The sequence below is a fragment of the Phenylobacterium sp. genome (genome assembly GCF_965284355.1).
Classification (GTDB): domain Bacteria; phylum Pseudomonadota; class Alphaproteobacteria; order Caulobacterales; family Caulobacteraceae; genus Phenylobacterium.
Genome location: NZ_OZ260078.1, coordinates 1,268,301 through 1,281,093 on the forward strand (window position 1 = coordinate 1,268,301; position 12,793 = coordinate 1,281,093).

The 12,793-nt window shown below is 69.7% G+C and carries 14 protein-coding genes; 8 read left to right on the forward strand and 6 right to left on the reverse strand.

The features are described from left to right. Window positions 1–107: 107 nt before the first annotated feature. Window positions 108–1,097, forward strand: coding sequence for an MsnO8 family LLM class oxidoreductase (locus tag ACQ66R_RS06140; protein ID WP_430420165.1), 990 nt, complete (start codon window positions 108–110; stop codon window positions 1,095–1,097). 149 nt (window positions 1,098–1,246) lie between these two features. Here ACQ66R_RS06140 and ACQ66R_RS06145 read toward each other — a convergent pair whose 3' ends face one another. Both ACQ66R_RS06145 and ACQ66R_RS06150 read right to left on the reverse strand, forming a co-directional pair. After that, window positions 1,247–2,059: a hypothetical protein gene (locus tag ACQ66R_RS06145; protein WP_430420167.1), complete on the reverse strand. Its 813-nt coding sequence runs from the start codon at window positions 2,057–2,059 to the stop codon at window positions 1,247–1,249. Further along, on the reverse strand, window positions 2,059–2,706 hold the full coding sequence (locus tag ACQ66R_RS06150) for a glutathione S-transferase family protein (RefSeq protein WP_430420168.1): 648 nt from the start codon (window positions 2,704–2,706) through the stop codon (window positions 2,059–2,061). The genes ACQ66R_RS06145 and ACQ66R_RS06150 overlap by 1 nt, the downstream gene beginning before the upstream one ends. 85 nt (window positions 2,707–2,791) lie before the next feature. Here ACQ66R_RS06150 and ACQ66R_RS06155 point away from each other — a divergent pair, with 85 nt between their 5' ends. Then, on the forward strand, window positions 2,792–3,565 hold the full coding sequence (locus ACQ66R_RS06155; protein WP_430420169.1) for a class I SAM-dependent methyltransferase: 774 nt from the start codon (window positions 2,792–2,794) through the stop codon (window positions 3,563–3,565). Between the two features lie 8 nt (window positions 3,566–3,573). On the opposite strand, the gene ACQ66R_RS06160 is transcribed toward ACQ66R_RS06155, so the two are convergent. The 3 genes from ACQ66R_RS06160 to ACQ66R_RS06170 all read right to left on the reverse strand — a co-directional run bounded on the left by ACQ66R_RS06160 (window position 3,574) and on the right by ACQ66R_RS06170 (window position 6,696). Beyond that, window positions 3,574–4,458, reverse strand: coding sequence for a TSUP family transporter (locus tag ACQ66R_RS06160; protein ID WP_430420171.1), 885 nt, complete (start codon window positions 4,456–4,458; stop codon window positions 3,574–3,576). Between the two features lie 55 nt (window positions 4,459–4,513). Beyond that, on the reverse strand, window positions 4,514–5,800 hold the full coding sequence (locus tag ACQ66R_RS06165) for a NupC/NupG family nucleoside CNT transporter (RefSeq protein WP_430420173.1): 1,287 nt from the start codon (window positions 5,798–5,800) through the stop codon (window positions 4,514–4,516). Window positions 5,801–6,039: 239 nt separating this feature from the next. After that, window positions 6,040–6,696, reverse strand: a complete 657-nt coding sequence (locus ACQ66R_RS06170; protein ID WP_430420175.1) for a TetR/AcrR family transcriptional regulator — start codon at window positions 6,694–6,696, stop codon at window positions 6,040–6,042. 80 nt (window positions 6,697–6,776) lie between these two features. Here ACQ66R_RS06170 and ACQ66R_RS06175 point away from each other — a divergent pair, with 80 nt between their 5' ends. After that, complete coding sequence (locus ACQ66R_RS06175; protein ID WP_430420177.1) at window positions 6,777–7,223, forward strand: DUF2147 domain-containing protein; 447 nt, start codon at window positions 6,777–6,779, stop codon at window positions 7,221–7,223. A gap of 1 nt (window position 7,224) precedes the next feature. Further along, window positions 7,225–7,665, forward strand: coding sequence for a hypothetical protein (locus ACQ66R_RS06180; RefSeq protein ID WP_430420179.1), 441 nt, complete (start codon window positions 7,225–7,227; stop codon window positions 7,663–7,665). A 24-nt stretch (window positions 7,666–7,689) separates the two neighbouring features. Here the strand turns inward: ACQ66R_RS06180 and ACQ66R_RS06185 are convergent, their stop codons facing one another. Next, complete coding sequence (locus ACQ66R_RS06185; protein WP_430420181.1) at window positions 7,690–8,535, reverse strand: hypothetical protein; 846 nt, start codon at window positions 8,533–8,535, stop codon at window positions 7,690–7,692. A gap of 230 nt (window positions 8,536–8,765) precedes the next feature. Between ACQ66R_RS06185 and ACQ66R_RS06190 the strand changes: the two genes are divergently transcribed. From ACQ66R_RS06190 to ACQ66R_RS06205, 4 genes are all read left to right on the forward strand, one after another. Next, window positions 8,766–9,908, forward strand: coding sequence for an ABC transporter permease (locus tag ACQ66R_RS06190; RefSeq protein ID WP_430420183.1), 1,143 nt, complete (start codon window positions 8,766–8,768; stop codon window positions 9,906–9,908). Beyond that, entirely contained in the window at window positions 9,905–10,657 is a 753-nt protein-coding gene (locus ACQ66R_RS06195) for an ABC transporter ATP-binding protein (protein WP_430420185.1), read from the forward strand. The genes ACQ66R_RS06190 and ACQ66R_RS06195 overlap by 4 nt, the downstream gene beginning before the upstream one ends. Before the next feature lie 5 nt (window positions 10,658–10,662). Further along, window positions 10,663–11,634: an HlyD family secretion protein gene (locus tag ACQ66R_RS06200; protein ID WP_430420187.1), complete on the forward strand. Its 972-nt coding sequence runs from the start codon at window positions 10,663–10,665 to the stop codon at window positions 11,632–11,634. Window positions 11,635–11,855: 221 nt separating this feature from the next. After that, window positions 11,856–12,761 carry an SDR family NAD(P)-dependent oxidoreductase gene (locus ACQ66R_RS06205; protein WP_430420189.1) on the forward strand — a complete coding sequence of 302 codons (906 nt, stop codon included), beginning with the start codon at window positions 11,856–11,858 and terminating at the stop codon, window positions 12,759–12,761. The last annotated feature ends 32 nt before the right edge of the window (window positions 12,762–12,793 follow it).

Genomic DNA, 12,793 nt, shown 5'->3' on the forward strand with positions numbered 1-12,793 from the left:
GTGGAGGGGGAACGCTTCACGCGCTGCGCCTCGCCGGTCTACCCCCTCCACCATGCTGCGCATGGTCCCCCTCCCCCTACGGGTGAGGAGAAGGAACAGTTGAACGCATGAAGCTTTCCGTACTCGACCTTTCGCCGGTCACCGGCGATGCGACCCAGGCAGAGGCCGTGCGCCAGTCGATCGAGATCGCGAAGGCGGCCGAGGCGCTGGGCTACCACCGCTTCTGGCTGGCCGAGCATCACAACATCGCCGCCCTGGGCTCGCCCAACCCCGAGATCCTGATCGCCGCGATCAGCCAGCACACGCAACGCATCCGGCTGGGCTCGGGCGGGGTGATGCTGGTGAACTACTCGCCGCTGAAGGTGGCCGAGACGTTCATGGAGCTGGAGGCGCTGGCGCCGGGCCGGATCGACCTGGGCCTGGGCCGCGCGCTGGGCGCCGATGCGCGAACCGGCGGGGCGCTGCGTTCGGTGGGGTCGGACGCCTTCCCGCAGTACTTCCAGCTGCTGTCGGCGTGGCTGTTGGATGCCTCCGGCACGGTCCCGATCCCGGAAGGCCACCCGATCTACGACATCAAGGCCAACCCCGCGGGCCCCTCGCACCCCGACCTGTTCGTGCTATGCACGTCGGAGGAGAGCGCCACCTTCGCCGGCATGATGGGCGTGGGCATGGTGTTCGCCGAGTTCATCGCCCGCGCCGAGGCCGGGCCCGCGATCGCCGCCTACCGCCGGGCCTTCAGGCCGTCGGCCTACCGCACCGAGCCGTGGGCCGGGACGGCGGTCATCGCCTACGCAGCCGAGACCGAGGAAGCCGGGTGGCGCGGCGACGCGCCCCGTCGGGCCGGGACCGTATCGATGCTGTCGGGCCGCCGCCGCCGCTTCACCGATATCGAAGACGCCGAGGCCTTCCTCGCCGAATGGGCCGGCACGCCGCTGCTGGCGGACGTCGAGGGCCGCAGCATCGCCGGCGAGGCCGGAGCGGTGCGCGGCCTGCTTCAGGACAAGGCCAAGCGGGTTGTGGCCGACGAGGTGTTCGTGATGTCGGCCGGGCCGTCGCTGCCCGAGCGGATCCGCTCGCTGGAACTGCTGGCGCCTTAGCGGCGTAGCGCCCCCTCCACCACTACGTGGTCCCCCTCCCCCGCAAGCAGGTGGGGAACTAGGGAGATCGACGCATCAGTTCCTCCCCCATGCCAATGGGGGAGGGGGACCGCGAAGCGGTGGAGGGGGCGCGGGTTCACCCCGCCAGGCTAGTCGGACGCCTTCCAGACGCCGTCCACCTTGGTGAGGCTGGCCCATTCGCCGGGGCCCAGCATGACGGCGGCGGTCTCGCGACGGATGACCACGCGACGCGGCGCCTTCAGCTCGCGGACCATCCGGGTGGTGAACCGGGCCAGCTCCTTCAGGATCTCGGGCGGGATGGCCTCCAGGTTGCGGGCCGAGTCGGCGGTGGACAGAGCGGCGGCGGCCTTGAAGTCCTTGCGGCTCAGCGCCTCTGCGCGGGCCAGCAGCACCTTCGCCGGTTCGGACGCCGCAGCCGCCGGCCCCTTGAGGTCGGCCTCCACCGCGTTCGTGAACACGGGGGCCGAGAACTCGAAGATCATGCTGTCGCTGGCGTCGGCTTTCAGTTCGCCCGAGACGCGGGTCGGGCTGGCGTCCAGGCGGCTCCAGAGGCCCTCGGTGTTGCTGATGGTGGTGGTGGCCATGGAGTAGCCGGGCTCGGGCTTGGTCAGGATCGTGGCGACGAGCGAGGTCTTGTCCGCCGGATCGAGCTTGAGCAGCAGGCCTTCCAGCTTGCCGTCGCGCGCCATGCCCCAGACCGGCGGGAACGCCAGGCCGCAGATCGCCGAGACCGGAACCTCGCGGTCGCTCAGCAGCACCCGCAAGCCGTTGCCCTCGTCCGAGAAGCCCTCGGTATTGTCGACCGCCAGCGCGATCGCATGGGTCACCTTGAAGTCCGCGCCATCGTGATTGTAGCGGCCGGCCGCGCGGCCGGGATCGATGGCGAAGGCGGGCCTGGCGGCCAGCGCCAGGCCGCCGGCCAGAACCGCGCGCCGGTCCATCACGCGGACGCCTGGGCCGGGGCCTTCTGGGGCATCCCCGCCTGGGCGGCGGGGCGGGCCCGCATGGCGTCGGCCCACCGGGCGACGTGGGTCAGGTCCTGGGGCAGGCGGAACTTGATCATGCGGCCGAAGTCGAGGCTCACGAAGGCGATGATGTCGGCGATGGTCAGCCGGTCGGCGGCGATCCACTCGCTTTCGGCCAGCCGCCGGTCCAGGATCTTCAGCGCCCGCGTGGCGCCGGTAAGGTTGTGCTCGCCGATCACAGGGACCTGCGCCTCCAGCGCGCCCATGGCCGGATGGGTGTGGCGCACCCCCATCATCATCGGCGTGGCCAGCATCATCTCGGCGCGGCGCAGCCACATCTCGATGGTGGCGGTCTCTTCGGGCGTGCGGCCGAAGAGGTTAGGCTCAGGATACTTCGCCTCGAGATAGCGGCAGATCGCGACGCTCTCGGTGATGCAGTCGCCGTTCTCCATCTCCAGCATCGGCACGTTCGGCAGCCCGGCCTTGGCCAGGTAGTCGGGCGTCTTGTGCTGGTTTTCGAAGAGGTTGAGCGTGACGATCTCGACGTCGTTGATGCCCTTCTCGGCCATGAACCAGCGGACCCGTCGCGGATTGGGCGCGAGCGGCGTGTCGTAGAGCTTCATGGCGTTTCCTCCCTTGCCGTGAAGCTAGCGCCCTTCCCCGGCGGCGAGGCAAGCGTTACGACGCCTGCAGGTCGAGGGAGTGAGTATGGCGTTTCACCTGAGGCGCGCGTGGCGGGCGCTGTGGTCGGACCCGCCCGCCCCACCCCCGCCGACGGCGGACGCGCCGCCATCGTCGCGCGACCTGAAGGCTGTCAACGTCGCCTACGTCGAGGGCGTGAAGGCCAGCATGCCGCACGCGCGGGCGATGGAGTACGCCATCGGCGACGGGTTCGAGTTGATCGGCGGGATGGAGGCGGCGCTGGTCCGCCACTACGGCCTGCCGCAGGACGGCTACCTCGTCGACGTGGGCTGCGGCGCGGGGCGGCTGGCCAAGCCGCTGTCCGCCTGGCTGAAGGGCCGCTACCTCGGTTTCGACCTGGTGCCCGACCTGGTGGCCCACGCGCAGACGATCGCGGCGCGCCCCGACTGGCGCTTCGAGGTGATCGACCACATCGGCATCCCGGCGGCCGACGGCCAGGCCGACATGGTCTGCTTCTTCTCGGTGCTGACCCACCTGCTGCACGAGCAGAGCTACTGGTACCTTGAGGAGGCGCGGCGGGTGCTGAAGCCGGGCGGGCGGATCGTGCTGTCGTTCCTGGAGTTCCGCGAACCCGGCCACCTGCCGATCTTCCAGGCGACCCTGGCCGGCGCCAAGGCGCAGGTGGTGGCCCCGATGAACGTCTTCCTCGAACGGGTGGCGCTAGAGGTCTTCGCCCGCGAGCTGAACCTCAGTATCGTCGAGTTCCGCGACGGCGGCGACCACATCGTGCCGGAAGGCAACCTGGGTCAGGCGCTGTGCGTGCTGGAGAAGCCGGCCTAAAGCGGGCCTCAGGCCGTCCCCTGGGCCGGGGCCTCCGCCGCCTTGTCGCCGCGCAACGCCGACCACAGCAGGGTCGCCGCCGCGTAGAGCACCACGACGATCACCAGCCAGCGCAGAGGTTCGATCGGCAGCGACTTGACCACGAACGCCGCCACCAGGACCGCCGGAATGCCGCCCAGCGACAGGCCCAGCGGGATGCGCAGATCCACGTCGGTCGTCTTGATGTAGCGGACGCAGGCCCCGGCCGCGGCCACGGCGCCGCCGCCCGCCATGATCGGGAAGCACAGCCGCGGGTCCATGCCCATGAGGCTCAGCATGACCAGCATGGGCGCATAGTGCCCGACGCCGAAACAGACGAGCACGCCGAAGACGAAGCTGGCGGCGATGGCGACGGCCGTCAGCCCGGGCGGCAAGGCGCTGGCCGTCCCGCCGACGGGCATCATGTCCAGGTTGGCCAGGGCGTAGAAGACCGCGGCCAGGATGAGCGCCCCGGCCACCACCGCCTGCACGACGCGCACGGGCGCACGGGCGACGAGATCGACCCCGAAATAGGTTCCGACCGTGAGCGCGAGGGCGCAACCGGTCAGCAAGACCGGATCGACCCCTACGCCCAGGAGCACCAGGAAGATCAGGGCCTGGACGAACGTCGGCGGCGTGTGGCCGATCAGCATGGTCGCGGGGATCAGGCGGTCGGGGACGTGCCGTCGGAACCTGAGCCAGGCGGCGGTGGGGGCGAACGAGCCGATGCCGAGCGCGTCGAAGAAGTTGGTCACGGCGCCGACGCCGATCGCTTCCGGAAGCGGCCGTACGGGTTTGGCGCGCAGCGCCTGGATCATGGTCCAACTGAAGTAAGCGATCCCCAGTGCGATCGCGCCTACGAGCACAGCAAGCATTCGCCCCCCTCACCCACCGCGGCACACTGGGCCCCGGCGCAGGGCGCGGCAAGGCTCAGCCGAACAGCCCGGCGGGCAGCAGGCCCACGATCGAGGCGGTGAGGCAGGTGGCGAGGAAGCCGGCCATCATGGCCTTCCAGACCATGCCCACGATCTCGTTGCGCCGCTCGGGCACCAGCACCGAGAAGCCGGCCAGGTTGATGCCCACCGAGGCGATGTTGGCGAAACCGCACAGCGCATAGGTCATCAGCACCCGCGAGCGCGGGTCCATGGCCTCGACCGGGATCGCGCCCATGCGGATGAAGGCGGTGAACTCGGTCAGCACCAGCTTCACGCCCAGCAGCGAGCCGGCGGTGGGCGCATCCTTCCACGGCACGCCGATGGCCCAGGCCAGCGGGGCGAACAGCACGCCCAGGCCACGCTCGACCGACAGCGGCGCGCCGGCCACGTCGCCGAACGCGCCCAGGATGTTGTTGACCATCGCGGTCAGGGCCACGAACACGATCAGCGTCGCGCCGACATTGAGCATGATCTGCAGGCCGTCGGTGGTGCCCTTGATCAGGGCGTCGATCGAGCTGTCGTACTTCTTGGCGGCCAGGGGATCGTAGGCCTGGGCCTCCTCGATGGCGGCGTCGCGGGGCACGATGATGCGGGCCAGCAGCACGCCGGCCGGGGCCGAGACGATGGACGCGGTCAACACGTGGGCCGCCGCGCTCGGCAGGACCCCCGCCAGGATCGTCGCATAGGCCACCATGGTGGAGCCCGAGACGCAGGCCATGCCGACGGCGATCAGCATGAACAGTTCCGAGCGCGACAGGCTGGGCAGGTAGCTGCGGATGAAGATCGGCCCCTCGACCTGGCCCATGAAGACGGTGGCGGCGGTGGCCAGGGCCGGCGGGCCGCGCAGGCCCATGGTCTTCTCGAACACCACGCCGAAGGCCTGGGTGATCCAGACCAGGATCTTCCAGTGCCACAGCAGGGCCGCGAGCGCGCACACCACCAGGATCACCGGCAGCACCCGGAACGCGAAGACGAACAGCGAGCCGGGGTCGGTCAGCGTGTAGGGCTGGTTGGGCGTGCCCGCCAGGAAGCCGAACACGAACGCGACGCCTGCCTGGGTGGACTTGGCCAGCCCGTCCACCGCCACGCCCACGCCCTCGAGCGCGGCGCGCACCGGCGGCAGGGCGAACAGCATGAGGACGAGGATCGCCTGCACCAGGATGGCGCCGATCGCCAGCTTCCAGGGGAAGCGCCGGCGGTTCTCCGACACCGCCCAGCAGATCGCGAGCACCAACGCGACGCCGACCAGGCTCTGGGCGTTCTCAGGTCCGAAAGCGAGCATGCATCCCCCGACGCGGGCCGCGACTCCGCGGCTTGGCCAGCCAATCCACGCCGAAAGCGGTCAGGGCGCAAGGGCGGCGTTCGGGTGGGGGCCTACCGGCGCCCGCAGATGCGAAAGAGCTGAGCGAAGCGCCAATTACGGGTCACCTCGGCGCGACGGAACCACACGTCTGCGCCGGTTCGCCCGGGCCATCCACGGATTTGCAACCGGTGAGGATGACCGTCGGCAGGGACCAATCTCTAAGGAGCCGCTCCGGCTGAGGGCACGAGCGTGGCCACGGCGGCGCGCACGAGCGTCTTCGGCGGAGCCCAGGGATAGGCCGAGATCGTCATCAGGTTCTTTCCGATCCCGTTGAGGAGGCAAAGGAGCAGCTGCCCCCTCAGCTCCACGTCTTCCGGCGCTGTCCCGGGGGCGAGGGCGGCGGCGAGGCATTCGCGGAACAGGTTGAAGCGGCTCACGATCGGATCGCCGCCTACGAAGAGGCTGACGTCGGCGTCCGTGATGCCGCTGGACATGAACACCATGAAGTAGTGCTCGCGGTGCTCCTGCCAGTAGACGACGTAGCCGAGGGCGACGGCGTTCAGCCGTTCGAACGGATCAGGTTCGGCCGCGGCGACCTGGTCGAGACCGTCGAACAGCTCGGTGAACACCTCCGCCCAGAGCGCCCGCAGGATGTCGATCTTGCCCTCGAAGTACCGGTAGATCGTCATGGGGGTGCAGCCGGCTTCGTCTGCGAGCCGCCGCATCGACACCGCGCCGTAGCCGAATTCCTGGAACAGCTTCAGCGCGCAGCCGGAAATGTGGCTGCGCATGTCGGCGACCTGGCTGGCCGACAGGGCGGGGCGTCCCCGCGTCCGCCCCGGCGTCTCTGATCCTGACGTTCGCTTCGCGGGCATGCCCTTCCCTACGGAACTCGGAGGCCTTGACCAAGCTGCGGATTAAACTATAACGCGTTCTCACAAAATGGAGGTCGCCGGTGCGCGGGCTTGTCCTGGGAGTGTCGGTCGGGTGGCTCGCGGCGTCTGCGGCGGACGCGACGCCGCCCAGCCCGAATGGCTGGTGGCGGACGCAGATGCATGGTGCGACCGTCGAGATCCGGGACTGCGGCGATCGCTCGCCGTGCGCCTTCCTCGCCTGGGTCGACAGCGCCACCGCCAAGGGAAACACGCGCGACGTGCGCAACCCGGACGCCCGGCTTCGCGCTCGGCCGCTGATCGGCGTCCCAATCCTGTGGGGGCTGCGCCCGTCGGCGGCGGGATGGACGGGCGGCGGCGCCTACAACCCCGAGACGGGGCAGACCTTCCGCAGCTCGCTACGCGTCCTGCCGAACGACCGACTGCAGGTGACGGGCTGCCTGGGCCCCCTGTGCCGGTCCGAAATCTGGGTTCGAGCCCATCCTGTCAGAACGATCGAAGGGATCTGATATGCCGCATGCCGCGACCACCGCACCAAGCCTGACCGACCGGGAGATCTCGCGCTTCCGCATCCTGTTCGTCGTGTCGGCGCTCTGGAACTTCGCCGGCTCCATCCCTGGGGTCGTCGATCCGGCCGGCATGTTCGCCCGGGAGTTCGGCCATGCGCTGACGGATCCCGTGATGGTGTCGGTCTATCGCGGCGCCTGGGCGACGTCGTTGATCTACGCGTTCGGGTTCCTGCTGGCCGCGCGGAGCCCCGAGCGGCACTACGGGATCGTCCTGATGGGCGGCATCGGCAAGTTCCTCTTCGCCCTGAACCTGCTCGTCATGCACCTGAACGGCTGGACGTCGTCGTTCGCCCTCCTCGTGATCGGGGGCGACTTCGTCTTCGTGAGCCTGTTCGTCCTCTACCTTGCGCGGCTCCGCCGCAATGGCGGACGGCTGCTGTAGCGGCCGGCGCGCCGACGCGGTTCCTCAGGCCTTGATCGAGGCGATCGAGCCTTCGCGGTATGGCGTGGCGGGGGCCGCCGGCGTCTGCGCGGGAGCCGGCGCGGCGGCCAGGGCGGCTTTGGCGGCGTCGGAGAGCCGGACCTCGTCCTGCGGGGCGGCGCGACCGAAGAGCTGAGAGACCGCCTGGGTCCATTCCGGCGAGTTGTTGTCGCTGCGCAGCGAGAGACGCAGCGCGGTGGCGAACTTCGGATCGTCGGCGGCCTTGGCCTGGGCGGCCTTCTGGTCGAGCGCGCCGTTGGCGCCGACGACGCCCGCCGCCTTCATGAAGCCCACGACCTGGGCCTGGGCGTCGATGTTGGCTCGCCAGGCCGAGGCGTCCGCGTACGGCTTGGTCCCGCTGCGGTCGGCGACGTTGATCGTGGTGCGGAAGAGCAGATCCCGGTCAGGCGGGGACAGGCGATCGAAGCGGTCGGCCACCGCCTGCAGCGCCGCTCCCGGGCCGCCGGTCTGCCGCGCGGCGTTCATCGCCTGGACGAAGTCGCGGCCCAGGGCCTGGGCGCGCTGGCCGATGTCGCTGTCATAGGTGGCCTGGTCCAGCACCTTGCGGCGCTCGGGGTCGATCCCGGCCAGCCGCCCGCCCGCCGACATGGCCTGCAGCGCCTGGTAGGCCTCGACCCGCTGGGCCTCGCCGGCCTTGCCGCTGATGTCGTTCACCGTGGCGGCCAGGGTGTCGAACTCGGCCATCCGCGTCGCATAGTCCGCGGACGTGACAGCACCCACCGCCCGCACCGGGGTGACGGGGGTCGGATAGGCGGAGGTGGCGACAGACGTGACGTACATCGGGCGGGGCAGGTCGCAGTGGAGCCTCACCCTTGCGCGCCAAGGCCTAAAGAAGTCCTGCACAGCCCTGCGACACGATCGCCGGCCCGGATTACGAAGGTTTAATCGGCCCCTCCGCATCTGAGGGTTTCCCCTCGGGTCTCTAGGCTTTGAGCGCACAGCGCGCGCCCCGATCCGGCCCGCCGTTACGGCGATTTAACTGGCTCCGATCCGGCGACGTGGCGAACTCCGCGCTCGAAGGTTGAGGGCTGACCGTCACAATGTCTCTGGCGCTTGCGACACTGCTGTACGAATGGCGACGCTACAGCGCCGCCATGGTGGCGCTGGCGGTGGCCGGCCTGCTGATCCTGGCGCAGGTGGGCATGTTCACCGGCATCGTGAAGGGCGTGACCGCCACGCTCGACCGGTCCCGCGCGGACCTCATCATCATGCCCGCCAAGATGGAGAGCCTGATCAACTCGGGCGGCGGCTCCCTGCCCGCGCGCCTTCAGCCGCAGATGTACATGCACCCCGAGGTGGCCGAGGTCGCCGCCTGGGACATCGAGGGCGGCCGTTGGGTGAACCATCCCAAGGACGGCAAGAAGGCGGTCACCACCTACGTCGACGTGAACCTGGTCGACACGCGGCCGGGCGCCGTGACCCTGCCGGTCGACTTCACCGAGGAAACGCGCCGCGCGCTGATGGAGCCCTACTCGGTGGCCATCGACGAGAGCCAGCTGGGCCGCCTGGGCGTGAAGCTGGGCGACACCGCCTCGCTGAACGGCAAGACCATCCGGGTTCGGGCGATCCTTACCGGCTATCCCAACATCAACAACGCCTCGATCACCGTCTCGCGCGACACGCTGCGCCTGCTGGGCATGGTGCAGAAGAACGGCAAGACCGGTCCGCTGATGGTGCGCCTCAAGGACCCCGCCCGCGCCGAAATCGTCCGCGAGCAACTGAACGAGAGCGCGAAGGGCGCCTACCGCGCCTGGACCCGGGCCGAGCTGGCCCAGGCCAACCAGGGCGCGCTGATGAAGGAACAGATCATCGGCCTGTTCATCACCGCCACGGTGATCATCGGGACGTTCATCGGCATAGCGATCACGTCCATGACCCTGCGCGGCGCGATCCTGTCCAGCATCAAGGAATTCGCCAGCCTGCGGGCCCTGGGCGTGCCCATGAACGCGCTGCGGGCCATCGTGCTGGAGCTGTCGCTGTGGGTGGGGGTGGCCGGCTTCATCGTCACCGCCATCCTGACCGTCGGGGTCTACCTCCTCGCCCTGAAAGGCGGCGTGCCGATGGGCTTCCCCCTCTTCTGGGACATCTTCGTCGCCATCCTCCTCCTCGTCATCGCCGGCCTCTCGGGCCTGTTCTCGATCGGCGTGCTGAAGAAGAGCCAACCTGCGGATCTGCTGCGATGAGCCTGACCAAGACCGCGATCTCGGCCCAGGGCCTGTACAAGCGCTTCAAGACCGGGCGCACGCACGTCGAGGTGCTCAAGCGGGTCGACTTCGACGCCCTGCACGGCGACGTGACCATGGTCATGGGCCCCTCGGGCTCGGGCAAGTCGACGCTGGTGGCGGCGCTGTCGGGCCTGTTGAAGCCCGACGAGGGCCAGGTGAACGGCATGGGTCAGGACCTGTGGAGCCTGAAGCCCGGCAAGCTGGACCGGTTCCGCCTGGACCACTGCGGCTTCATCTTCCAGGGCTTCAACCTGTTCTCGGCGCTGACCGCGCTGCAGCAGGTCGAGATCATCCTGAAGTACAAGGGCGTGCCCAAGCGCGAGGCCCGCGAGCGGGCGGCCCACGCGCTGACCGAGGTGGGCCTGGAAAACAAGCTGAACCAGCGGCCGTCCGAGCTGTCGGGCGGCGAGAAGCAGCGGGTGGCCATCGCTCGCGCGCTCGCCAAGGACCCGCAGCTGATCTTCGCCGACGAGCCCACCAGCGCGCTCGACAGCGAGAACGGCCAGGTGGTGATCAAGCTGCTCCACCGCGCCGCCAAGCAGCACGGCGCCGCCGTGATCTGCGTCACCCACGACCCCCGCCTCGAGACCTTTGCGGACCGCGTCATCCACCTGGAGGACGGCCGCATCCTGGACGACCGGCGCACCGAACACGCGGCCAACATTTCCGGCGCCGCCCACCTCAAACCCGCGCTCATCGGAGCCTGAAGACTATGCCTGCCCTCCTCCGCAACCGTTTCGTCTGGATCGTCGCCCTCGTCCTGGTCCTGGGCGGCGGTGGGTTCGTCTTCATGCAGGGTCAGGCCAAGGCCAAGAAGGCCGAGGAGGCCAAGGCCGCCGCGAACGTGAAGCCCAGCCCCTACGCGGCCATCGCCAACGGCAAGGCCGACGTGGAAGGCGGCCTGATCCAGGTGGCGGCCCGCCGCGCCGGCGTCATCCGCGAGGTGCTGGCCCAGGAAGGCGACATGGTCACCAAGGATCAGGTGCTGGCCCGCCTGGAAGACGACGAGCCCCGCCTGGCCGCCGCCCGCGCCGAGGCCGAGGTGCGCCAGGCGCGCGCTTCGCTGGCCCTGCTGCAGGTGCAGCTGTCGGCCGCCCAGCGCGAGCAGCGCCGGATGGAAGGCCTGGCGCCGTCGAACTTCGTGGCCGCCCAGAAGCTGGACCAGTCGCGCGACATCGTGCGCGAAGCCGAGGCGCGGATCATGGCCCAGCACGCGCTGATCGCCACGGCCCAGGCCCGCGCCAACGAAGCGCGCTATAACCAGGAACTGTCGGTGATCCGTGCGCCCGCCGACGGCCGCATCGTTCGCCGCTACGCCAACCCCGGCGCCGGCGCCTCGACCCTGAACGTCTCCAACATGTTCGACCTGGAGCCCGGCTCGGGCCGCATCGTCCGCGCCGAGATCCCCGAGGGCTCGCTCTCGGTGGTCAATGTGGGCCAGGCCGTGCAGATGTCGCCCGAGAGCGACCCGACCAAGGTCTACACGGGCAAGGTGCTGCGCCGCGCCGCCGTCTTCGGCGCCCGCAAGCTGCAGTCGGACGACCCCAACGAGAAGACCGACGACCGCGTGGTCGAAGTGGTCGTGGACTCGTCGGGCGCTCCGTTCCTGATCGGCCAGCGCGTGCTGGTGAAGTTCGTGCGCGGCACGCAGCAGGCCGAGGTGGCCCGCGTTCCGGCGAGCTAAGGCGCCTTCCCTCCCCCTCGTGGGGAGGGTGGCGAGCGCAGCGAGACGGGTGGGAAGTCATGATCCTCCCCACCCCCTGAGTTCTGGCCCACACTTCCCCACCCTGGCGGCTGCGCCGCCGGTCCCTCCCCGGCGGGGAGGGAAGGGCCAGCTTGACGCGTGGGTCCCCGCGCCGCACAACGCGCGCCGAATTTCGAACACGTGTTCAAGAGGGACTCCTGATGGCGGACATCCGCTTCGACGGCAAAGTGGCGATCGTGACGGGCGCCGGCGGCGGCCTGGGCCGGCAGCATGCGCTGGAACTCGCGCGCCGGGGCGCCAAGGTCGTGGTCAACGACCTGGGCGGCTCGATGGACGGCTCGGGCGGCGGCTCGGACGCGGCCAACAAGGTCGTGGAAGAGATCAAGGCGTTGGGCGGCGAAGCCATCGCCAACGGCTCGTCGGTCACCGACGACGCCGGCGTGGCCCGGATGGTCCAGGACGCCATGGACGCCTGGGGCCGCATCGACATCCTGATCGCGAACGCCGGCATCCTGCGCGACAAGAGCTTCGCCAAGATGGAGTTCGGCGACTTCCAGGTCGTGGTCGACGTCCACCTGTTCGGCACCGTGAAGCCGGTGAAGGCGGTCTGGGAAATCATGCGCACCCAGAACTACGGGCGCATCATCGTCACCACCTCGTCGTCGGGCCTTTACGGCAACTTCGGCCAGTCGAACTACGGCGCGGCCAAGCTGGGCCTGATCGGCTTCATGAACACGCTGAAGCTCGAGGGCCAGAAGAACAACATCCACGTCAACGCCATCAGCCCGGTGGCCGCGACCCGGATGACCGAGAACCTGGGCATGCCCGCCGAGGCCCTTGCGGCGCTCAAGCCCGAGCTGGTGACGCCCGGCGTCGTCTTCCTGTGCTCGGAAGAGGCTCCCACCGGCCACATCCTGACGGCCGGCGCGGGTGCTTTCGCGCTCAGCCGCATCGTCGAGACCGAGGGCGTCTACCTCGGCCCGAACGCCACGGTGGAACAGGTGCGCGACAGCTGGGCCAAGATCACCGACGACGCGGGCCAGAAGGCCTACCTCAACGGCGGCGAGCAGTCGGGCAAGTTCTTCCGCAAGATGGCGGGCGGCTGACCACAACCTGGCCGCGTCGGCTCCGAGCGGAG

Coding starts and splice junctions, on each gene's coding strand:
- ACQ66R_RS06155 (WP_430420169.1), top strand. CDS start 2,792: ATGGCGTTTCACCTGAGGCGCGCGTGGCGGGCGCTGTGGTCGGACCCG.
- ACQ66R_RS06150 (WP_430420168.1), bottom strand. CDS start 2,706: ATGAAGCTCTACGACACGCCGCTCGCGCCCAATCCGCGACGGGTCCGC.
- ACQ66R_RS06140 (WP_430420165.1), top strand. CDS start 108: ATGAAGCTTTCCGTACTCGACCTTTCGCCGGTCACCGGCGATGCGACC.
- ACQ66R_RS06180 (WP_430420179.1), top strand. CDS start 7,225: ATGCCGCATGCCGCGACCACCGCACCAAGCCTGACCGACCGGGAGATC.
- ACQ66R_RS06170 (WP_430420175.1), bottom strand. CDS start 6,696: ATGCCCGCGAAGCGAACGTCAGGATCAGAGACGCCGGGGCGGACGCGG.
- ACQ66R_RS06195 (WP_430420185.1), top strand. CDS start 9,905: ATGAGCCTGACCAAGACCGCGATCTCGGCCCAGGGCCTGTACAAGCGC.
- ACQ66R_RS06160 (WP_430420171.1), bottom strand. CDS start 4,458: ATGCTTGCTGTGCTCGTAGGCGCGATCGCACTGGGGATCGCTTACTTC.
- ACQ66R_RS06205 (WP_430420189.1), top strand. CDS start 11,856: ATGGCGGACATCCGCTTCGACGGCAAAGTGGCGATCGTGACGGGCGCC.
- ACQ66R_RS06145 (WP_430420167.1), bottom strand. CDS start 2,059: ATGGACCGGCGCGCGGTTCTGGCCGGCGGCCTGGCGCTGGCCGCCAGG.
- ACQ66R_RS06190 (WP_430420183.1), top strand. CDS start 8,766: ATGTCTCTGGCGCTTGCGACACTGCTGTACGAATGGCGACGCTACAGC.
- ACQ66R_RS06200 (WP_430420187.1), top strand. CDS start 10,663: ATGCCTGCCCTCCTCCGCAACCGTTTCGTCTGGATCGTCGCCCTCGTC.
- ACQ66R_RS06165 (WP_430420173.1), bottom strand. CDS start 5,800: ATGCTCGCTTTCGGACCTGAGAACGCCCAGAGCCTGGTCGGCGTCGCG.